We start from the raw sequence: 22,685 nt of genomic DNA on the forward strand, positions 1-22,685 counted from the left end.
AATCGAAGGAAAAAGGATGCGAAGCTTTTTATAATAAAGCTATCGTAGAAGAGGAGTGAATGAAATGAATATTTTGGAAGCAAGCAAAATCCATAAAAGCTATGGCAATAAGCTTAATAAGCAAGAGGTGCTCAAAGGCCTGGATATCAGCATTGAAAAAGGAGATTTCGTGAGCATCATGGGGGCTTCGGGCTCAGGGAAAACAACCCTGCTCAACGTACTTTCTTCGATTGACAGGCTAAGTCAAGGCTCCATTAAAATCGAAGGCCAAGAAATTACGGCCATGAAAGAGAAGCAGTTGGCAGAATTCCGTAAACATCATCTGGGGTTTATCTTTCAGGACTATAACCTGCTGGATACTTTGACCGTTAAGGAGAATATCCTTCTGCCGCTGTCCATTACCAAAGCCTCGAAGCAAGAAGCCGATCACAAGTTTCAAGCGGTAGCAACAGAGCTCGGTATTTTTGAAATTAAGGATAAGTATCCTAACGAAATCTCAGGCGGACAGAAACAGCGGACCTCTGCCGCAAGAGCATTTGTTCATGAACCAAGTATTATTTTCGCCGACGAACCCACCGGTGCGCTCGATTCTAAATCCGCATCCGATTTACTTAATAAGCTTAATGAACTGAATCAACGACGGAAAGCAACCATCGTAATGGTTACACATGATTCAGTCGCCGCCAGCTACAGCAGCAGAGTCATCTTTATTAAGGACGGACAAATCTATACCCAATTATATAAAGGTCAAGAATCCAGGCAGGCCTTCTTTCAAGACATCATGAAGACACAGGGAGTTCTGGGCGGGGTGCACAATGAGCATTAACCAGCTGATTGTTCAAAACCTGAAGTCCAACATCAAGCATTACTACCTTTACGTGTTTGCCTTAATGTTCAGCGTCGCGCTTTATTTCGCATTTGTCACTCTGCAGTATGACCCTGCCTTAGACCAAACCAAGGGCACAATTAAAGGCGCCGCGTCCATTCGCGCTGCTTCCATTTTACTTGTTGCGATTGTCGCCATCTTTAATCTGTATGCCAACAACATCTTTGTGAAAAGGCGGAGTAAAGAAATCGGTTTATTGCAATTAATCGGAATGACGAAAAGCGCAATTTTCCGCATCCTTAGCACCGAGAACTTCATCCTCTATTTCGGTTCATTAATCGTCGGGTCGTTTATCGGATTTTCCGTGTCTAAGCTCATCCTAATGATTTTATTTCAAATTACAGGTGTTAAAGCTGCCGCTACGCTGCAATTTTCGTTACAAGCACTGGTCCAGACCCTCGTTATATTTAGCGGTGTATACTTGTTAATCATGCTTATCAATTATATGTTCATTAAAAGACAGAGCATTTTATCGTTGTTTCGCGTCTCTACCTCGACTGAAGTGAAGGTGAAAAGATTGTCTACTTCGGAAGCCCTCATGGGGATTGTGGGATTGATCCTTATTTTGTTAGGCTACTACGTTTCTTCGAAGCTGTTTAGCGGAGATTTCATGACGATGTTTGCACTCTTTTCGGCCATGATCTTTATTCTGGCATCCGTCATCATCGGAACCTATCTATTCTACAAAGGGTCTGTACGGTTAATCCTTAACGTCATTCGAAGCAAGAAAAATGGCTATTTAAATGTTCGCGAGGTTTTATCGCTTTCATCCATCATGTTTCGCATGAAATCGAATGCCTTGTTATTGACTGTCATTACAACCGTATCCGCGCTTTCCATCGGTTTGTTATCTTTAAGCTACATTTCCTATTACTCTGCGGAAAAAACGGCCAAAAATGGCGTGCCAGCCCACTTTGCCATTACGAATGTACAAGATGCTAATAAATTTAAAGCAGCGCTAGATGCCAATCAAATCAAGCACAAGGATACTTCGATTGAGGTCGTTCAGGTCAAGGCCAATCTAAAGGATATCTTGGATTCCAATATGAAGGGTCTTCTCCTTGATCCGAATAACATGACGATTCCTGTTGTCAGTGACAAGGACGCGCCATTCATCGATCTGACTTCAGAACAAACGATTTTTACCGGTACCAATGATCTATTGGAAAAATTTATGAAACTTAAAGATTCCGGCCAGATCCAATTTAGCGGACAACAAGTCGTTATTCCACAAACTTATTTAGGCTCTGAGAAGCAATACATAGTTTCATGGTACTTTTCGAATGGCGGTCAGCCAGTCGCTATCGTTGACGATTCGGTATTCAAGCGTCTAAAGCAAGATATGAATCCCACGATTCAAAAAGAGTCCTCCATTTATCTGGGAATTGATATTGAGAATGAGGCACAGCTTCTCGAAGCAAATCAGCTTTTTCACGAGCTGGGTTTTGATCAAAATCGTGCTTATGATTCCCGCCAAAATATGGCGAATGACCAGAAAAATAGGATGGGACTCATCATGTTCATCGTTGGCTTCTTAGGACTAACCTTTCTGATTACATCCGGCTGCATCCTTTATTTCAAACAAATGGATGAAAGCGAAGATGAAAAGCCTTCGTATACGATTCTAAGGAAGCTTGGTTTTACGCAAGACGATTTGTTAAAAGGCATTCAGATCAAACAAATCTTTAATTTTGGAATCCCCTTGGTCGTCGGACTGGTCCACAGCTATTTTGCCGTCCAGTCGGGATGGTTTCTTTTCGGTGCAGAGCTATGGACGCCAATGATCATTGTGATGGTGCTGTATACCGTCTTATACTCGATTTTCGGTATACTCTCCGTTCTGCACTATAAAAAGGTGATCCGAAAAGCTCTTTGATTAACAATTAAAAGCTGCTACGAATCGTGAAGACTTCGTGAGCAGCTTTTTTTATCATCGTATGCCACCTAAGAGATTCGGAATGCTGGCTCTTCCAAGCGCTACGATATAGTCGTTTAGTTCGTTTGTAACTGAATTATGCTTATATTTAATGTTATCAAACGTTAGACTAGTGCCATACTGAAACTTGGTATCCCCAATGGTTAATTCCATCCCGTACAGAAACCCATAAAAGGTTCTTTTATCATTAGCTCGGACAAGCTCAATTCTTTTCAATTTTGATGATATCTCCTCAAGAGTCTTTGTATCTGTAATGGCCAGCTTTTTACCGTCGCCGAATCTGACATCGATTTGTTTAATGCCATTAAATTCTGTCTTCATTAAAACTGAAAGTGCAACTGGCGTCTCATCTTCAGGCTCCACCACCTCAATATCAAGCGCTGTGAATTGCGGAGGAGAGCTTTGCAATACGGCTTGTGTAGTCCATACATGGAGCAAATCTCCTAGTTTTAGATCCTCAAACTTATTGGAACCGTCACTGTTATTCGTGACGATAACGGTATCTTCTTCGAGACTCACCCAAAACTTCTCTATTTCCTTGCATTCCTTATCTAAACAGGCCTCAGGATTAACAAGGAGAATCTTTTGCTCCTCCCTATCCAGTTCGGAGATAACCCCAACCAACTCCTCCTCTTTCGGTATAACCAAAGTTGTAATATACAGTGAGAAACGTGACCCTATGGCCTTATAGATGGCTTCTTTAATCTGACTTTTCTCCTGTAGGTTCAATTCCTCACGATGATTACCTAGCTTCAGAAGCTGGAGATGAAATCCACCATTGGGGTATTCACCCTCAGACTTAGAAAGGCTCATTGGCTTAACAGATAATTGTTTATACACATTTTCAAGATGAAATATTCGATCCTGCAAGTTTTCAGGCAGCGGAGCTGCAGGATTCGGGGATGGGAGCTCATAGACACTTTCCACCTCAGTTGGGGGAACGGCGACGTCACCTTGGTTCCCGATACTAGACAAACCACATGCAAATAATAGCAATAAGAGTATGGACTTCATCTATCAACTGCACCTCACATCTTTTAGATTCTTTACTACTTAGACGCAATTAATTTCCAATTGTTGCATAAAAATCCTTTTTACTCAAGATCACTGAGAGAAAGGCTTGGCGCTTGGCGAGAACTGGCAGTAGTTGCAGTGAATTTCAGAAGCCAACTGATTTAAAGCCATTTGAGGAGTGCACAAAAAAACCTTCCTCCGCATAATCCCTGAGAGATCATGCGTAAGAAGGTTGAGCAGGCGCTAATTTATATATGCCTCAATTTGTCAGGATTAATTACGAGATAGATAGCAGCTATCTGGCCATCAACAACATGAAAGGAAATTACATTGTATGGTAGACCATCATCGTAAGCCACAATGCCCATTTGTCCATTCACGGTCGCTAAAGAATAACTGAAGCCAGGCGGCACTTTGGAAAGCAGGCCTGACATAAACATGGCGATACGTTCCGCCCCCATAATAGGCTTAACAGCCGCTTTAACCTTACCTCCTCCGTCAGAGTAAAGGACGGCATCCGTTTTGACGATGCTCAACAACTGACCGATGTTGCCAGATACTAAAGCCTGCACGAATTGTTCCACGACAGCTGAAGTTTGTTCCATTACAGGCTGCTTCTGCAGCACCTTTGGATCATCGCCACGATCTGGAAAGCTGCTGATGGCACTTTTGGCTCTGCGAAAAATTTGCCGGCAATTGGTGCTGCTTTTCCCAACAATCTCGGCAATTTCGTCATACTCGTATTGGAGTACCTCTCTCAATAAGAATACCGCTCTCTCTACCCAAGACAGCTGCTGCAGCAGCAATAGGTACGCGGTCGAAAGGGACTCTTTTTGCGAATAATAGCGATCAGGTTCTGTCTGGTTGTCAGCACTCATGATAAGTGGTTCCGGCAGCCACGGACCTACGTAGACCTCGCGCTTTTTGCTGGCGGAGCGAAGCTTATCGATACACCGATTGGTAACGATTTTGCATAAATACGCTTTAGGATTGTGGACATGCGCCGGATTCGTCTCATTCACATAAAGAAATGCCTCCTGCACGACATCCTCAGCATCCATGACACTCCCCAGCATTCGATAGGCAAGTGAGAACAAAAGCGGTTTATACGATGTATACACCTGCTCGGAAGATCCGGCTAACTCCATCTCGCACAGCTCCTTACTCTATTTAGATGATATGGCAATTTTACGCTATGTGGCTATCTTTTAAAATAGCCTCTGCCGCTCGTTTGGCGCTTGCAGCCGACGCGTCAGCCAGCATTTCACCATGACTGACCCAGTCCCCGGCTACATAAAGGCCACGTATACCCTCAACAGCCGGACCTGTAAACCTATCTGATTTACCTATATGCATATAGTCATGGACAACCGTCATATTGGGTAGGAACTGCCTTGCGACAACTTCTTGTTCCCAGCCTGGATGAAGTGTATTCATGGTAGCGGTTAGCATCTGCTCATCTGCCTTAGGATCGCTTTCCCCAGGTCCGTTATACTTCACCAAATGCACAACCAATGTACCGTCATCACTTAATTTGGCACGGAAGGTATGTTGGGAGAAAAAGATGGGTTGATCCAGAGCGATCGCAATATCTCGTCCGCCGACGGGCAGCTTCTTCAATCCTAAATCGAGACATGCCGCTTTCGATGGACGCGCCTCATCCTTCCACCGTTTCAATACCGTGTGATCCGCATCACGAACGAGCTTGTAGGTCTCAGAAGCGGACGAGGTGCTGATCACGTTTGAGATTTCTATATATTCTTCATCAGTAAGTTTAAGCTTTTGAACCTTGCCATCCTGATGCACGATCTCTTTCACATCTTTGCCGCTGACGATATGCACTCCCGCTTGAACCGCTTTGTCGTGAAGCTGATCCACAATCGTTTGCCAGCCACCATGGAGGTATAGGACTCCCTTAAGTGAACGCTGTACTTGTGCCAGTACGGGACCCGCCAGTTGATAGTCGGGATCGTACGTGTATGTGGCAGTTCTGCACAACGCGTAGAAAATATGACGCACCATCGGATCAGGAATCTCACCTTCAGCCCAATCCCTCAGTGTTGAATTTCTTAATGTAGTTGAGTCGATTTTGTTTAACTTCATCACCAGTCGCAAGAGAGTCATTTTGCCAGACCATGATAGAAGTTTAGATGATAACATACTGATCGGACTCGCTGGCATTGGCAGAATTTGATTGTTCCAGATGGCGTTCACTTTGGATGAAGGCGCCCCCCCATCTATGGAAACTCCAAGCTCTTGTAAAATCGAGTACGCTTTCCCAGCGCGGTATAACGCATGCCCTCCTAAGTTAAAGAAAACACCATTTTTCTTATTCGTAATGGCCCTGCCGCCCAAGCGCCCCGACTTCTCCAAAATAACCACTTTATTTCCACCCTTAGCTAATTCGATGGCCGCAATTAATCCAGCTAAGCCTCCGCCAATAATCGCTGTATCGTATTTTCTCATGTTCATCACCCTCCGTTTTCGCTTTTCATGTATAAGGCGAAATAGGGAGGTGTTTTGTGACAGATACGGCTTCAAAACAAAACATTTTTTGTGGATATCTTTATCTGTGGATATGTTGACACTTTATATGAAAGTTATACACAATGGGACTTTTCCCCCTGTGGAATTGTGGGTAATTATGTGGATAACCTAGACCTCCGATTTATCCAATCGAATATAGTTCTACATAGAGGTGTCTAAATCGGAACTCATCGTCTAATAGGCTCACATGAGGTGCCGGATGAATGAAACCATCTTCTCGGTCGAAATGATGTTGTAAAAAGTGCAACAATTCCAGCCTATATCCCGCCTCTTTCCCCTCGATGTTGCACCTTGTACAACAATTTAGCCCTAATCAGGCCATTTCGTACGAAATGGTCTCGAAATGTTGTACAAACTGCAACTTCAAGCTGCAAAACAGCCTTTGGGCTTGTGAATTGTTGTAGAAAATGCAACATTAGCTGCCGAACGACTCAAAAATCGAATTATGGTGTTATGCCTGCCAGTTGTGAGAATGAATCTACGATCACCAACATACAGCATTCTGGGCTCGCCCAGAAGAAATCAAGGAAATGTCTCCACGCTGTACAACTCACCTTCCAAATTCCCTGTTTCCCATTCCCTATTTTCCCCCTTATCAAATGTCAAAAAAAGCACTGCGCCACCAAGGCCAGTGCTGCTACTTTTCACATCAAACAGATCGACTACTCTCTAACCTTATGCCTTTGTCCATCCGCAACGCTTCCTTCCAATAGTACCCGGCTAAAGCAATATCGAAGACGCCTAAACCCATCGGATTGAAGTAAACAGACTCTTCCGCGGCAATAGCTGCTAATCCATTACGCAGCACAATATCAGCTAACGTTAGAACACCTGATTCCTGTAAATCATACAACAGATGCAGCTGCTCGATATCCGTATTTTCACGACACACCTCTTGCCAATCATCCACGATGATACCCTTCACCTTGGCCACACTTTGCGGCTTATAATCCCTTAGCGATATATTGAGCAGCAGCGCCCTTTTTGGCGGAGCCTCGTCGATATACCTTTGTGCAGATACGGTACATGTGGCAATTACGTTAGAGTTTCGATAACCGGACCGCCAATCGCTTGTGATGTCAGTAATCCTTTGAACGGCAGCCGGAATCGTACTTGGATCTACACCCTTCAGATCGTACACAGTCACCCGTTTAATTTTTTCTCCGAATAACGCGATACACATATCGAGGTGCAACCGACCGATGGGTCCCCACCCTATCACACTGATGCGCAAATCAGCAGGCTGCCTGGCAGCGATGTAATGGCTAAGCATGACACCGCTCACCGCAGCTGTCCTCAAGCCATTCAGCAAGCCGCTGTGGATAAATGCCAGAGGCTCACCGGTAGTAGGCCTATTTAGAATAATGGTATTATGCGCTCTAGGAAGGCCGAGACGGCTATTATTCGGAAAGCTTGCAATCCACTTAATTCCCGACATCTCAATAGTTCCGCCTACAAACGCAGGCATCGCTATAATCCGGTTTGCCTGCTCACGGAATCGTAAGTACGGCTTTAAGGGGTGTACACTGTCACCCTTGTCTTTAATGGCAACGACATCTTTGATGATGTCAGTTATCTTCGTCCAATCGATTCCGATTTCTCGGATATGGTCATCGTGTAAATAAATCATACTCCAGTCTCCCATGCCAGGTACTCGGATTAGAACCTATCTCTTGCAGCACCCATTCGTCGTTGTACACGGTGTTCAAATAACGCTCGCCTCGATCTGGCAAAATGGCTGCACAAACCGCTCCTTCAGGGATGATTCCGCTCATTTTGCGGATCGCGGAAATAACGCCTCCAGAAGAGGCACCGGCCAAAATCGCTTCACTCCGCACCAAAGCACGGCAGCCTTCCACGCAGTCCAAGTCTGAAACGTAGATGACAAGGTCCGCTACATCATGTTTGTATAGACCTGGTACCATTCCGGCACCGAGCCCTGGGAACCTTCTCGAACCTTTTTCCCCGCCAAAAATGACACTGCCTTCCGCATCTACAGCTACAATCTGTGTGGACCACCCACGACTTCGGATGTATTCCATACACCCCCGAATCGTTCCGCACGAGCTTACGCCGCAAAATAAATAGTCGATCGGTCCCAATTTCTCTCCGATTTCCGACATGGTCGTCTCCATATGTGCCTTGGCATTATCTGGGCTCCCATACTGATTGGTCCAATAAGCATTCGGTATTTGTCCAACCAACTCACCTACTCTCCGAATCCGTGCGGGCAAGAATTCACCAGTCTCCGCGTCCGGTTCCGTGACAAGATCGATTTCTCCATGGAAGCTGCGGATAATCTGCTTATGCTGCTCGGTTGTGCGGGGATCCACCACACAGATGAATCGCAGTCCCAGATAACAGCATAGCTGCGCAAGACTAATAGCCAAATTACCTGAACTCGATTCCACAATGACGCTGTCGCTGGTAACTTCACCACGTCGTATCGCTTCTCGAAGCATATAGAGTGCTGGTCTATCCTTCGCGCTGCCCCCTGGATTCATCCACTCCATCTTCCCGTAAACTTCGAATGGTTGATCTTTGAACAACCGCCCAAGTCTAATGAGCGGCGTGCCTCCGATCGCTTCAACAATACCCCCTTCAAGCTGCATACGCATTCCCTCCTTCACGTATAAAAGATTTTTTTATTCTTCACGGAGGCGCGGCTTAGCGAATCTTCAAAGGTACCTCCGATAACCTGAATTCCTGCTAATATCCGGGCTCGAATCATCATGCCGATCTCTGGAATGCGATTTTCCACATCAAAGCGAATACTTTCCAGAACTTCTGTTGTTGCAAAATTCGTACTGTACACATATACACGTAATGAATTTCCCGCCACATTCACACGAACACTGGCATTTCCTAAATGACGATAAACGACATCTTCAATATCGTAGATACTTATCTTCTCTCCGTGCTTCAGATCAGGCCCTATTCGCTTCACTATACTTTGAAAGCTTTGTCTAAGAACACCTTCCACCATAATAGGACGCAAATCACGAACAACATCGTAAGTAACGTAACGCAATGCAGGAAACGAGTCTCTCACCGTTGACGTCAGTATAAGCACCTGCTCTTGCTCATCCGCCAGAGGCTCCAAACCTTCTCCGAGCGACTCCGCACTGACCCCCTCGGCCAGTAGTCCTTCCGCCAACAGATACCTCCCCTGCTCATGGGAAAAGTAAGCAATAGTTCCGATCTCAATAGAGCCATACGTATCTGTTATTTGTTCCTCAGCGATGCTGAGACTTTCAGCTACCCGCTTGACCCAACCTGGCGCAGCAATTTCCCCGACCAAAATTACATGCCGAATCCCATACGCAGCAGGGTCAACAGAGGCCAACAGAATGCGATCTAAAATGGACGGCATTGTATACAGCACTTCTGGCCTAAAGCTCGCCAGTCTTTCAATATGCTGCTCGATAGGAAGCTGGAAGGATAAAGATTCCACCTCCATGCCCAGTTCGCGGAACACCTCTACAGCCGTCGCCTCCGCGTGTCCAGTACCCATATCCGCCATCGCGGTCCGATACTTATGTCCATCAAGAATCGTTCGGAAAACATCCAGCTTAATGCGCAGGTAAGCCTCTTCATCCGATTGTGAGTAAAAAATCGTTTTTCGCCGTTTGGAACTCGTACCCGATGTCTGATACCGATTCAAATCAGCACGCAGCAGAAAAGGGTTATTTTCCGTATAGTAAAACGTCTCTAAAGTAGCTGCAGACATAAGAGGCAACGCAGTCAACGCTCCACTTTCCTCATCCGACCGCTCTAAGTCAATCCCTTGTGGATACCAAGAAAATTGCCGTTTCATCCCATGTATCGTTTCCATAATGTGCATGGAAGGATGGTTCCTCCTCTCCGCTTTTCCCTCATAAACAACCGATAATTCATGCTACTACTAACTACATATCTTATGCGTTTTGCCCGCCCTTAGTTCTTTATCCCTGATTTAGTTGTCACAAAATCTGGTCTGGTATTTACACCTATATGCCATCCAATTCATATGTTAAAGAAATTCTATTTTCTCTATAGAGAAGAGGATATCGTATCCATGAACAAAACCCGCAAAATCATTGCAAGCAAGCTGATAAAAACTCAAATTGTACTTAGAAATAAGGAACTGCAAAAACATGTACCCCCCACTCACCCCTTTACTCAAAAAAGGTTATCAGCTATGCTCGCGAGATACGGAATGATATATGTCAAACCCGATGCTGGCTCTCTAGGTATAGGCGTGATGCGAGTTGAAAAAAAGGGTGGGATTTACCGATATCAAAGCGGGGTACGAATATTCACCTTTCCAACCTTTGAGAAACTGTTCCAATCCATACAGAGTCGCTGCGGCAGCAAACGTTATCTCATTCAGAAAGGCATTCACGTCTTGGAGCACGAAGGAAACCCTTTCGATTTTCGCGTCATGATTCAAAAAAAACCATCCGGTGGGTGGGAATGTACCGGAACAGCTGGGCGTGTCGCTCATCCACGCAAAGCCGTTACCAATGGCAGCCAAGGCGGTACCATTTACAATGCCGCTGATCTCATTGAACCCAAGCACGGAAGCGAAGCTACGACCTTGCTTTTGCAAAAGATGGAGCAAATAGCAAAGCTAACAGCTGCGCAATTCGGCCGCTCCTATCCTGCCATGAATGAACTCGGACTCGATATCGCAGTCGACCGCAAACTGAATCCCTGGATCTTGGAAGTGAACACTCGACCTGACCCTTGTCCTTTTACCAAGCTGGAAGATAAAGCGATCATCCGTAAAATCGTCACATATGCCAAAGCCTATGGCAGGCAGTACTGCTTGACCTGTTCCAAGGCGAAGAAAGCACCTAAGCGAAACAAATAGTCATACAAAAAAAGCCCAGTTCCTGCTTTTTAGCAAGAACTGGGCTTTTCACTATTAAGATCCCGCGCCGCGGTACCGTTTCACGCCAATATTCCAAACCGAAATACCCAAAATGCTGAAAACAATACCAACAACCGGTGTCAGCAAGGCAAACCACTTCCAATTCTCTGGATCAATGAAATAAGCGGCCGGATAGAAGCCGACGAACGCAAAAGGCAGAATCCACGTCAAGATTGTTCGGAGCAGCTTATTGTAAATCGTAGCCGGATATCGTCCATAGTTTTGGATGTTCCAAATCAACGGCAGAATACCTGTCGGCGCATCGGAGAAAAAGGCCAACGACGTCAGTGAGATGTATACTCCTGCATAAATGAGAATCGATCCAATGACCAGTACGATAAAGACGAGCGGATCATGCCAATGAAACGGAATATCGAGCTGAACCCACGAGTAGATCATGACAATCAGACCTGCTAATGCGCTAAATAGGGAAGATGGACTCATGTTTTCGAGCATCAATTGCCATAGATTGTAGGCGGGACGCGTCAGTATGCGGTCCATCTCCCCTTTGACAATATAACGTTCACTGAAGCCCCATAAGTTAAAAAAAGTGATGAATATGCCGTATGGAATCATAAAATAACCGTAAATGAACAAAATTTGTTCTTGATTCCAGCCACCAAGCGATTGTGTTTGCAAAAATACGACGAGAATGAAGAATAGATTTAAACCATTGAACATCAAGTCGGAAAAAACCTCAATCCAGAAATCGGATCGGTAGGTGAGACGCGTTTTCATGTAATTTTTCAAATATTCAACAACTAGGGAGATATAGAACTTCATATGCTAACCCCCCTGTACGAAAAGACGCGTTTTGGATTTAACCCACAGGACATAGATCGGAATAATTAAAAGCAGGAACCATAGCACTTGGACGCCAAGGCTTTGGAATATCGCAGTTCCTGAGATTTTGCCTGTGAAAACAGCGCTCGGCAAGTAAGTAATGGCTTGAAAAGGCAGCCACTCTAAGAACGATTTGGACCATCCTGGGAAAAAGGAGATCGGAATAATTAAACCGGAGAACAAGTCGACGGCAACGCGCTTCATGCGCATAAGACCTTCGTTATTTCCCAAGAAAAAAGCGAATAATCCCGTAATAATATTAAGCTGCGTGTTAATCAGAAAGCTGAAAAACAGCATCACGAAGTAGATAACCCACAGGCTTGGATCGGTTGGGAACTCAATCGGTAAGAGAAGCCATATGAAGATCATACCCGGAGTTGTGAACAGAAGTAAACGGAATACGCCTTCTCCCAATCCTTGCATCATTTTCACAAAAACGTAGTTATAAGGACGAATGAATTGGATGGCTACACTGCCGTCACGAATTTCGCTGGCAATCTCACGATCTAAGTTATTGAAGTAAAAAGCGCGCCCCATCCAAGAAATGGCCACATAAGTCGTCATCTGACCTAGCGTCAGACCGCCAATGACAGCTTGCTCACCATAAATTGCTTTATATACAAAATAATAAGAACCAATATTGAGTGCATAGATCAAAATGCCGCTGTAGTAATTAACACGGTAAGCGAGCATCATGAGAAATCGCATGCGGATAACTTCTAAATAAGCACTAAACATGGGATGCGACTCCCTCTGGCTGCGGCACTTCTTCTTGACGTTTCACATCGGCTGAGCCGGCTTTATAGATTTCACGGACGATATCATCCGTATTCGTTTCATTGATTTTGATATCTTGGATTTGCAAAACGCCGACTACGCGGCTAAGCACCTCAGAAACATTGGCGCGTTCGTGCGGTATGAACACTTTGGCGGACAGCTCATTTTCAAGCTGCCAAGCAACATCTAGGCCTCGCGTAAGTTCTTGAAGACGAACTAAAGTCGTTGGATGCTCAAATTGCAGCACGACTTCTTTGCCTTTGCCCCATTTCACCTTCAGCTCCTCGAGTCCGCCATCATAAATAATACGGCCATCATCGAGCATGATAACACGGGAACACAATGCTTCAATATCCTGCAGGTCATGCGTTGTAAGCAAGATCGTCGTTTCGTAACGCTGATTAAGCGATTTGAGAAATTCGCGAATTTCAGTTTTCACTACGATATCTAGACCAATGGTCGGTTCATCGAGGAACAGAATCGCTGGATTATGAATAAGGGAAGCGGCTAACTCACATCGCATCCGCTGACCTAGACTTAGCTTACGAACGGGACGTGATAGCAAATCGGATAATTGCAGACGATCGACGAGCTCGTCGAGACGCTTTTTGTAATCGGCTTCGGAAACACGATACACCTTTTTCAATAGTTGAAATGATTCTACGACACCTATATCCCACCAGAGCTGACTGCGTTGACCGAAAACGACACCTATCCCAGCTACGAATTTCTCACGCTCTTTAAATGGAACGAAACCATTGACCTTGATATGTCCTGATGTAGGTACTAGAATACCTGTCAGCATTTTGATGGTAGTAGACTTGCCAGCTCCATTTTCACCTATATATCCACAAATTTCGCCCTTTGGAATTTGAAAGCTAATGTCCTTCACAGCTGTAATTTGCTTATATTCTCTCTGAAATAAATCTTGAAATGCGCCTTTTAAACCCCCGCGGCTCTGCTGAACTTGAAATTCCTTGCGTAGATCTTGAACATCAATCGCTAACATGAACTTACCCCCTGTCCGTGTAGACTCGGCTACATATAATGGCAAAAATCGCCGTAACTTGCTATCGAAGTTTCATAACCTCTATAATATGGATCATAAAGATGAATTGTACAACACACTCATGATACATGAATTCTGTAAGAAAAAAAAGTACAGATTACTTCTACCTACGAAAGGAGCGCAGAACCTTTGAGAATCATAAAACGAACCTTGCTCCTGATCGGCTTGCTGCTTATGGTAGTAGCTGGTTATTATTCTTATTCCTTCTATAATTTTGCCAACAATATCTCCCATAAATCGGACAATCCACAAGGCAGCGGTACCATGATTTCCCAGAATATTAAAGATAAAGGGGATAAATTTACTCCACCTAAATGGGAAGGCAAACAACGAGTCAATATTTTACTTTTAGGCGGAGATTCGCGTGGGATGACGAAGAATGAGCTGCCCCGCTCAGACAGTATAATGCTAGCTTCGATTGATCCCGTGACCAAGAAGGCTCACCTATTCTCTATCCTTCGAGATACCTATGTGAAGATCCCAGGCGAAGGCGAAGATCGTATCAACACAGCCATTACATCAGGCGGTCCGAATTTAGCGATGAAAACGGTCAGTGATTTGCTCGGCATCCCTATTCAGTACTATGTTTATACCGACTTTAAAGGATTCATTGCACTTATTGATGCCGTTGGCGGGATTGATATTGACGTCGAGAAAGATATGAAATATTCGGACTCGGAAGATGATCATGTGTATGATATTAATTTGAAAAAAGGACTTCAGCATCTCGATGGCAAAACGGCTTTGCAGTATGTACGCTTCCGACACGATGCTTTGTCTGACTTCTCGCGTACAGAACGTCAGAGGAAGTTCCTAACTGCGGTCGCACAAAAAATGCAAACAACCTCTTCCTTAATTAAGCTGCCAAGAATTCTAAATGCCATCGATCCTTATATCGATACGAACCTCAGTGTGACGGATATGCTGAAGCTAGGTGGTCTTGGTTTTGAGGCGAAAGCTGACGGAATCGTCAGCTCCCAATTGCCGCCAACCGAACTGCTAATCGAGAAAAATGTCCGCGGCGCAGCTGTCATTACGGCGAACAAAGAGAAGCTGCAGCTTTATGTGAAGGACCTTTTTGCAGGGAAGGCTGAGGCGGACTCTGGTCCTACGAAGCCATCACCATCTCCTACACCGAAGTCTGCGGTGAAGACGTCGACTAAGTAAGTTAAACAAAAATGATACTTGCCTCTACTTGGCTAAAGGGCTTAGCGCCCTTCAAGTAGGGGCTTTTTGTAAGAGGCTAAACGACTACATAAATAAGAGATTATACGACTACTTAAATAAGATACTAATCAACGTACTACATTAAGATACTAAACAACGACTACATTACGTAAAGGAATGATTTTCTAATGGAACGTAAACAATCCGAGCTGTTATATCAAGAAGCACTGAAACATATCGTCGGCGGGGTCAACAGCCCTTCCCGCTCATTCAAAGCCGTCGGCGGCGGCGCGCCCGTCTTCATGAAGCGTGGGCTAGGCGCACACTTCTGGGATGTAGACGGGAATCGCTTCATTGACTACCTCGCCGCCTATGGCCCTATCATTACCGGTCACGCGCATCCGCACGTGACCGAGGCGATTTGCCGCGCCGCACAGAACGGCACGCTGTACGGCACCCCGACCGAACTCGAGATCGAGTTCGCCAAGATGCTGAAGTCGGCGATTCCTTCGCTCGATAAAGTGCGCTTCGTCAACTCCGGCACAGAGGCCGTGATGACGACGATCCGCGTGGCGCGCGCTTTCACGAAGCGCACCAAGATCATTAAGTTTGCCGGGTGCTACCACGGCCACTCGGACCTCGTGCTTGTGGCGGCCGGCTCCGGGCCGTCCACGCTAGGCACGCCGGACAGCGCAGGCGTGCCTGCGAGCATCGCGCAAGAGGTCATTACGGTGCCGTTCAACGACATTCCGGCACTCGAGGCCGCGCTTGCGCGTTGGGGTGAAGAAATTGCCGCGGTGATGGTGGAACCCATCGTCGGCAACTTCGGCATGGTCATGCCCCATGCCGGCTACCTCGAGCAGCTCTGCGCAGCTGCTCATAGATATGGTGCCCTCGTCATTTACGACGAGGTCATCACGGCTTTCCGCTTCCATTATGGAGCGGCACAGACCTACCCCGGCCTCCCACTCGTGGAGGGCGGCACTTCCGAGGCGGCGGCGCGCTTCGCCGCCGTGGAGCCGGACCTTACGGCCCTCGGCAAAGTGATCGGCGGCGGGCTGCCGATCGGTGCCTACGGGGGCCGCAAGGCCGTGATGGAGCAGGTCGCTCCGCTCGGACCTGCTTATCAAGCCGGCACGATGGCGGGGAACCCCGCCTCCATCTCGGCCGGCATCGCCTGCTTGGAGGTGCTCCAGCAGGCTGGTGTCTACGCCAAGCTCGACCAGCTTGGCGCAACGCTTGCGGGCGGCATCGCAGAATCCGCCGCAAGACATGGCATCGCCTTGACGCTTAATCGCATCGGTGGCGCCTTCTCCACCCACTTCTGTGACCATCCCGTCACGAACTTTGACGAAGCACAGGATACCGACGGCGAACGCTTTGCAGATTTCTTCCGACTTATGCTGGAGCAAGGCATTAACCTCGCTCCGTCCAAATACGAGGCGTGGTTCATGACCATCGCCCATACTGATGACGACATCGCGCAGACGCTCGATGCTGTTGACCAAGCTTTCAAAACCATGAAAATGCGCTAAAATTACTTCTCATGTGATATATGTGACGTGTGATGTGTGATGTGTTATGTGTTATGTGTTATGTGTTATGTATTATGTATTATGTGCTATGTGCTGTGTGTGATGTGCTGTGTGTTATGTGTTATGTGTGATGTGTTTTCTGTTACGGGTTATGGAGTAGATGCATCCCCCCAACTTCCATTGGACAAAATACAATGAAATCGACATAAACACCCTAAAATTCACACTTTCATTGGAAAATATCCAATGAAATCTGATTTTCCCTACCTTTTAGAGCACTTCCATTGGATTTTATCCAATAGAACCACTTTATCCCCATGACCAATAGCTGCTCTAACTCTCCAACCCAGCAATTTGTCTCGGTCTCAGTCTGCTGGGGCTGGGGCTAGGGCTGGCTCTGCCCTTGCCCTTGCCCTTGCCCTTGCTCTGGCTCTGGCTCTTGCCCTAGCTCTCGCCCTGGCTTTGCCCTTGCACTGGCTCTGGCTCTGGCTCTGCTCTTGCTCTTGCTCTTGCTCTTGCTCTTGCCCTAGCTCTCGCCCTTGCCCAGCCCCTGGCTCAAGCCTCCATCATTCTCACAATCGCAACAACTTCCACAAGCTCAAACAGCTCCATCTTCTACCACTACATGTCCCAGAAACGAACTATGATCCTATATGGATTGTAGTTCGTTCGTATTTTAAGAGTACCCCAAGCCATGAGAAATATGGTTTTATTCACCAGTATGCAAAAAAGGTAACGCTTACATTCGTGATTTCGATCTGCAACTATTGTCGGATGAACTTTTTCATGCTATTCTAAGATTACTTTTACCCTTTTCGCGAAATGTCTTGTTTTCACCGTATTTTCCTAGAAATTCAGGGCATGATTTACAATTTCTTTGCCGATTTTTGTGTGTGATGCCTTACTTTAATACAGGTCGATTAGAGCCTCATTTCGAGGGGATTATTTCCTTGAAATTGGTATGCTATTCAATAATATTGCATTTTTATTCACATTCTTGCATATTTCGGTTTTGACCCCTTTGTGGGTAATTCCTTGAAATTGCTAGGGTTGCGGGCTCATCAATGCCAGAATGCAAGAAGCGTAGTGCAAGAGGAGTTTAAATATGTATGGGAGGTGACGGTCAGGCGACTGACCAGAGCAATGAATGAATTGATGCGTAATGAAGGCCGTTTTCAAGATCTACTAGGAACCGAACACGACAGCTGCGGTATTATTTGTATTATTGAAAAGAACGGTCACCCTTCCCGTGATAACATCCAAAAAACGATTGAAGCCCTTGTAAAAATGGAGCATCGTTCGGGTTTTATCAACGGTGAAGGCGATGGTTGCGGGATTTTAACGGATATTCCACGTGCTCTTTGGGAAAAGAAATTAACAGATGCGGGTCTTGACGGCAAGCTTGCCTACGACAACCGTTTTTCTGTTGGACATATCTTTGTTCCACGCAAGCTTGACCTGACCGTTACCGAAATCCAAAATGGCATTCGCGAGCTCTTCGCTTCCCATGATGTATCCATCATTCTCGAGCAAGAGAATCAAGTCGATAGCAGCGTTTTAGGCCCTAACGGCATGAACGATGAGCCTACTTTCTGGCAAATTGCTGCGATTGCGAACAAAACGGAAGGCCAAGTAGCCGATCACCTTTTTGAACTGCACATCGCAATTGAAGATCGTTACAACGTTCACGTAGCTTCACTAAGCAATGTTACATCTGCTTACAAAGTATTAGGTGCTGCTAGCATCCTTCCTAAATACTTTAACGATACACGTGATTCCTTGTTCGCTTCCCAAGTTACCATTGGTCATAACCGTTATTCAACGAACACATTGTCCAGCTTCTTCCGCGTTCAACCGTTCTCCCTACTCGGACACAATGGTGAAATTAACACGGTTAAGAAACTTCGTATTGAAGCAGACATGGTTGGCGTACCGCTGGTAAGCGGCGGTTCTGACTCCCAAGACATGAACAGAACGATTGAAACGTTCATTCACCGTTTTGGATTATCCCTTTTCGAAGCGATGGAAATGGTATTCCCTCCTATTATTAATGAAATGAAACAGTTCCGTCCGGAACTTCAAGATTTATATGTGTACTACCGTCAAGTATGGGGCCATTTTGCACAAGGTCCTGCTGGTATCGTTTCTCGTTATGGCAACGAATGTATTTTCAGTGTGGATGCGCTTGGTCTTCGTCCGGTATGGATGGTTGAGAGCGATACTTCCTTGTACTTCTCCTCGGAGCAGGGTGTTATTACGGTTGGTGACATGGTCGCTGATCCGAAACCAATTGCACCAGGTGAAAAAGTGGGCGTTGTGCTTACACCAGGTGAACACGTTCAAGTTATTCCTTACCATGAAGTACAAACTTTAGTGTACGAGCGTGCTAGCAAACGTCTGAATATTGGCGGACTTCGCAAATATCTGAATCCTGTCAAAACAGATACTCAAGCTGAGCTTAATGAGAATATTGTAGCTACAGACCAATTGTACAGTGCATTCGGTTGGGACCGTGACGGTATTCAACACATCGAAACGATGTCTGAAACAGGTGCAGAACCTATCCGCTCCCTGGGTCACGATTCACCTCATGCTGCTCTTGCTTGGGAACGCCAGAACGTGCCTGACTTCATTAAAGAAAGCGTAGCTGTTGTTACGAATCCTGCGATTGACCGTGACCGTGAGATGGAGCATTTCTCCACACGTATCATTGCCGGTACTCGTACTCCTGTTTATGCACAAGTAGATAACAACCTGCGCCTTGAGCTTCTTGCTCCACTTGTACTCGAAGGTACGAATGGTGTAGATAGCGAAGAGCACCTGTCACAACCTTCTTATGAGCAATTGTTGGCCCTGTTCCGTGCACAAGGAGATAACGCTGTAGCCGTGCTTTCCAGTACTTTCGCTCGTGGAACTTCTCTGAGTGATGGCTTGGACGCTCTAGCTGCTGCTGCTATCGCTGCTGCCCGCAATGGCGCTGCACTGATCGTTCTTGACGATGCAGAAGCTCATCAAAATGACCGTTTATGGCTTGAACCGCATCTTGCCGTTTCCAAAATCGATATCGCACTTCGTGCGGAAAAACTCGGTTTCGGCGACAACTTGCGCCGCCATGTTACTTTGATCCTGCGTTCCGCCGCGATTCGCAGCTTGCATGATATCGCTGTAGCTTGCGGTCTTGGCGCAGACGTAATCTCACCATACCTGTTGTTCTCAACGGCTTCTGATAAAGAAGGCCATGCTGCAGCAGCACGTAAAGTGTATGCAGCACTGACTAAAGGTCTGGAGAAAGTTATTTCCACGATCGGTACTCATGAGCTTCGCGGTTACACACGTTTCTTTTCCTCCATCGGCTTCCATCCGGAAGTTGCTGAAGTATTAGATATCGTGAACTACCTCGGCAGCGAAAAAGCGGGAACTGGCTTTGCCCAACTCGAAGCTGATGCCGAATTACGTTATACAGACTACACAAATCCAAAAGCAAAAGCAGCGAAAAACTTCCGTTTCTTCCAACGTATGTGGAAAGCATTAGGCGACGCCGCTTCAGGCGCTGCTCCTTATAGTGACTACCGCGATAAACTTCGTGAAGAAGAGAAGAAGAACCCGATTTCCATTCGTCACATTGCTGGATTCAACATTGACAAAGCACTGAGCGAAGGCCGTAAGGCACTCGATCCGTCACAAGTTGATATCTCCATTGGCGGTCATTCCTTGCCGATGCTGATTTCTTCCATGTCATTCGGTTCACAAAATGAAACAGCTTTCCGTGCCTACGCTGAAGCCGGTGAACGCCTGAACATGGTTACCATGAACGGCGAGGGCGGAGAAATTAAAGATATGCTCGGCCGTTACAAAAAAACGCGCGGTGCGCAAGTCGCTTCCGGACGTTTCGGTGTTAACGTTGAATTGGCTAACGCCGTCGCTTTCCTTGAGATCAAAATCGGTCAAGGGGCAAAGCCGGGTGAAGGCGGTCACTTGCCAGGTTCCAAAGTAACAGCGAAAATCGCTGCAGCTCGTAACGCAACCATTGGTTCTGACCTGATCTCTCCTTCTAACAACCATGATATCTACTCGATCGAGGATTTGGCACAAATCATTTCCGAGCTTAAAGAAGGCAGCGGTCGTAAAGCGAAAATTATCGTTAAAATCCCGGTTGTACCAGGTATCGGTACGATTGCGGTTGGTGTAGCGAAAGCAGGCGCTGACGTTATTACCCTTTCCGGTTTTGACGGTGGTACAGGTGCGGCTCGTATTCACTCCTTGACGCACGTTGGTCTTCCAACGGAGATCGGTACGAAGCTTGCTCACGTTGCTTTGATTGAAGCTGGTCTTCGTCACCGCGTTGAGCTGTGGTCCGATGGCGGTCTGAAATCAGGTTCTGACGTTGTTAAAATGGTTATGCTCGGTGCAAACCGTGCAGGTTTCGGTAGTATCGCAATGCAATCGATCGGCTGTACAACTTGCCGCGGCTGTCATTTAGATACTTGTCACGTTGGTATTGCTACACAAATCGATTCCATGGAAGAAGCGGAAGAAAAAGGTCTTCGCCGTTTCGTACCTCGTCAATTCGATGTAGCTGTAGACAGCTTGGTTCGTTTGTTTGGTGGTATTGGTGAAGAAGTACGCGAAGTTGTTGCATCCCTTGGTTTCAAAAGTTTACAAGAACTCGTTGGCCGTTCTGATCTATTGGAACAAATCAGCCACGTAGATCGTATTGACTTGTCCGACATCCTTCGTCCGGCTCCACTTCAGTTCATCTCTGATGCTGAAAGAGCAATGGAAGAAGCGGCCGTATCATCCGATATCCGTATCGCTGCAGGTGCAGAAGGTCTAGAATTCTTCCCAGAATCCCTGGCTACGGATGCTCCAATCGTTCGCAACTGGTCCAAAGTGGATGCTGAGTCCCGTATTCTCGGAGCTCGTTATTCCAGCCATCGTGTAAGAGATCGTTTCGACGGCAGCTACGATGAATTACCGACTGTCGCTCTGAACTTGATCGATGGTTCCGTACCAGGTAACGGTCTGGCTGCATTCAATGCTCGCGGCGTAGACATTACTGTTCATGGCGGTGCTGAGGATGGTCTTGGTAAAATGGCCTTCGGTGGTAAAGTTGCGATTGTTAAATCACTTGGCAAAAACAACACCTTCATCAACGGCAGCGTTGGTAAATCCTTTGGTTACGGCGCGCAAAAAGGTTTGTTCTTGATTCAAGGCAGTGCAGATACACGCGCTTGTATCCGTTTCTCCGGTGCAGACGTTGTATTCGGTGGAGAGATTACAACTCCACTTCGTGATGAGCTAGGCGGACTTGCCGCTCGTGCGAACCTCAAAGGCTTCGCGTTCGAGTACATGACAAACGGCCGTGCCGTTGTTATGGGCGATCCAGGTCCATGGATTTGCGCAGGTATGACAGGTGGCGTGATCTACCAACGTCTCGTGCCAGAAATGGGTCTAGATCAAGCAGCAATCGAACGTCGTATTGCCAAGGGCGCGAAAGTTAAACTTGAGACCATTGGCGTACAAAGCAAAAAAGATCTTACTGAATTGCTCACAGCTTACCACGCTGAGCTTGCTAAATCCGGTCAATCCGATGCAGCAGCAAAAATCGAAGGTTTGCTAAGCAATCTTGAAGCTAACTTCATCCGTATCTCCCCGGTCAACATGCAAGCTGACCAATCCGTTGCTACGGAATAGATCGTTCAAAGAGCTCCACAGGACCTTCGCTGGTCTTGTGGAGCTTTTTTTCATGGAAAGAGTTTGCATCGGGTGCATAAAATACGCTCAACCATCGCATTTTATTAGTGCAGCACCCATCCGCATACCATAGGAGGTTTTTAGCTATGAGCCACTCGAAACGCCGCGATGAAGCAGCATGGAAAAGCCGCAAACAAGCTCAGCATCCACATGGTAAGGTGAAGTCTCTGGAGGAATTCGCCATTGAGTACGAAGCGGAACATAAGAAATAAGTAACTCCCCTCCCACGTTGAAAGAGGGAC

The 22,685-nt window shown here is 46.3% G+C and carries 16 protein-coding genes; 7 read left to right on the forward strand and 9 right to left on the reverse strand.

All coding sequences use genetic code 11. The annotated features are described in order from the left end of the window. Positions 1–64: 64 nt before the first annotated feature. Positions 65–826, forward strand: a complete 762-nt coding sequence (locus tag GC102_RS37960; protein ID WP_171694118.1) for an ABC transporter ATP-binding protein — start codon at positions 65–67, stop codon at positions 824–826. After that, complete coding sequence (locus GC102_RS37965; RefSeq protein WP_171694119.1) at positions 816–2,762, forward strand: FtsX-like permease family protein; 1,947 nt, start codon at positions 816–818, stop codon at positions 2,760–2,762. The genes GC102_RS37960 and GC102_RS37965 overlap by 11 nt, the downstream gene beginning before the upstream one ends. A 54-nt stretch (positions 2,763–2,816) precedes the next feature. On the opposite strand, the gene GC102_RS37970 is transcribed toward GC102_RS37965, so the two are convergent. The 6 genes from GC102_RS37970 to GC102_RS37995 all read right to left on the reverse strand — a co-directional run bounded on the left by GC102_RS37970 (position 2,817) and on the right by GC102_RS37995 (position 10,227). After that, positions 2,817–3,836 carry a DUF3221 domain-containing protein gene (locus GC102_RS37970; RefSeq protein WP_171694120.1) on the reverse strand — a complete coding sequence of 340 codons (1,020 nt, stop codon included), beginning with the start codon at positions 3,834–3,836 and terminating at the stop codon, positions 2,817–2,819. Between the two features lie 248 nt (positions 3,837–4,084). Then, entirely contained in the window at positions 4,085–4,984 is a 900-nt protein-coding gene (locus tag GC102_RS37975) for an RNA polymerase sigma-70 factor (protein ID WP_171694121.1), read from the reverse strand. Positions 4,985–5,024: 40 nt separating this feature from the next. Continuing rightward, positions 5,025–6,302: a phytoene desaturase family protein gene (locus GC102_RS37980; RefSeq protein WP_171694122.1), complete on the reverse strand. Its 1,278-nt coding sequence runs from the start codon at positions 6,300–6,302 to the stop codon at positions 5,025–5,027. A 730-nt stretch (positions 6,303–7,032) separates the two neighbouring features. After that, positions 7,033–8,013, reverse strand: a complete 981-nt coding sequence (locus GC102_RS37985) for a 2,3-diaminopropionate biosynthesis protein SbnB (protein WP_171694123.1) — start codon at positions 8,011–8,013, stop codon at positions 7,033–7,035. Further along, the gene (gene sbnA / locus GC102_RS37990; protein WP_060646940.1) at positions 7,994–8,995 is read right to left on the reverse strand and encodes a 2,3-diaminopropionate biosynthesis protein SbnA; all 1,002 of its coding nucleotides are present in this window, start codon (positions 8,993–8,995) and stop codon (positions 7,994–7,996) included. Before sbnA ends, GC102_RS37985 begins: the two co-directional genes overlap by 20 nt. 14 nt (positions 8,996–9,009) lie before the next feature. Continuing rightward, positions 9,010–10,227 carry a phenylacetate--CoA ligase family protein gene (locus GC102_RS37995; RefSeq protein ID WP_246321357.1) on the reverse strand — a complete coding sequence of 406 codons (1,218 nt, stop codon included), beginning with the start codon at positions 10,225–10,227 and terminating at the stop codon, positions 9,010–9,012. 213 nt (positions 10,228–10,440) lie between these two features. On the opposite strand from GC102_RS37995, the gene GC102_RS38000 reads away from it, so the two are divergent. After that, positions 10,441–11,238 carry a YheC/YheD family protein gene (locus GC102_RS38000; protein WP_171694125.1) on the forward strand — a complete coding sequence of 266 codons (798 nt, stop codon included), beginning with the start codon at positions 10,441–10,443 and terminating at the stop codon, positions 11,236–11,238. 54 nt (positions 11,239–11,292) lie between these two features. Here GC102_RS38000 and GC102_RS38005 read toward each other — a convergent pair whose 3' ends face one another. From GC102_RS38005 to GC102_RS38015, 3 genes are read right to left on the reverse strand one after another with little or no spacing between them, the layout of a single operon-like run. Then, positions 11,293–12,081 carry an ABC transporter permease gene (locus GC102_RS38005; protein ID WP_171694126.1) on the reverse strand — a complete coding sequence of 263 codons (789 nt, stop codon included), beginning with the start codon at positions 12,079–12,081 and terminating at the stop codon, positions 11,293–11,295. Between the two features lie 3 nt (positions 12,082–12,084). Then, on the reverse strand, positions 12,085–12,879 hold the full coding sequence (locus GC102_RS38010) for an ABC transporter permease (RefSeq protein WP_171694127.1): 795 nt from the start codon (positions 12,877–12,879) through the stop codon (positions 12,085–12,087). Beyond that, complete coding sequence (locus tag GC102_RS38015) at positions 12,872–13,927, reverse strand: ABC transporter ATP-binding protein (protein WP_171694128.1); 1,056 nt, start codon at positions 13,925–13,927, stop codon at positions 12,872–12,874. The genes GC102_RS38010 and GC102_RS38015 overlap by 8 nt, the downstream gene beginning before the upstream one ends. A gap of 234 nt (positions 13,928–14,161) precedes the next feature. Here GC102_RS38015 and GC102_RS38020 point away from each other — a divergent pair, with 234 nt between their 5' ends. The 4 genes from GC102_RS38020 to GC102_RS39905 all read left to right on the forward strand — a co-directional run bounded on the left by GC102_RS38020 (position 14,162) and on the right by GC102_RS39905 (position 22,655). Beyond that, a complete protein-coding gene (locus GC102_RS38020) occupies positions 14,162–15,154 on the forward strand; it encodes an LCP family protein (RefSeq protein ID WP_171641318.1) in 993 nt (330 codons plus the stop codon). 188 nt (positions 15,155–15,342) lie between these two features. Beyond that, positions 15,343–16,689, forward strand: a complete 1,347-nt coding sequence (locus GC102_RS38025) for a glutamate-1-semialdehyde 2,1-aminomutase (RefSeq protein WP_171694129.1) — start codon at positions 15,343–15,345, stop codon at positions 16,687–16,689. A gap of 1,143 nt (positions 16,690–17,832) precedes the next feature. Next, entirely contained in the window at positions 17,833–22,383 is a 4,551-nt protein-coding gene (locus GC102_RS38030; RefSeq protein ID WP_246321358.1) for a glutamate synthase-related protein, read from the forward strand. 146 nt (positions 22,384–22,529) lie between these two features. Next, on the forward strand, positions 22,530–22,655 hold the full coding sequence (locus tag GC102_RS39905) for a DUF6254 family protein (protein WP_246321359.1): 126 nt from the start codon (positions 22,530–22,532) through the stop codon (positions 22,653–22,655). Positions 22,656–22,685 lie beyond the last annotated feature (30 nt).

The organism is Paenibacillus germinis, assembly GCF_013141785.1.
Lineage (GTDB): Bacteria > Bacillota > Bacilli > Paenibacillales > NBRC-103111 > Paenibacillus_E > Paenibacillus_E phytorum.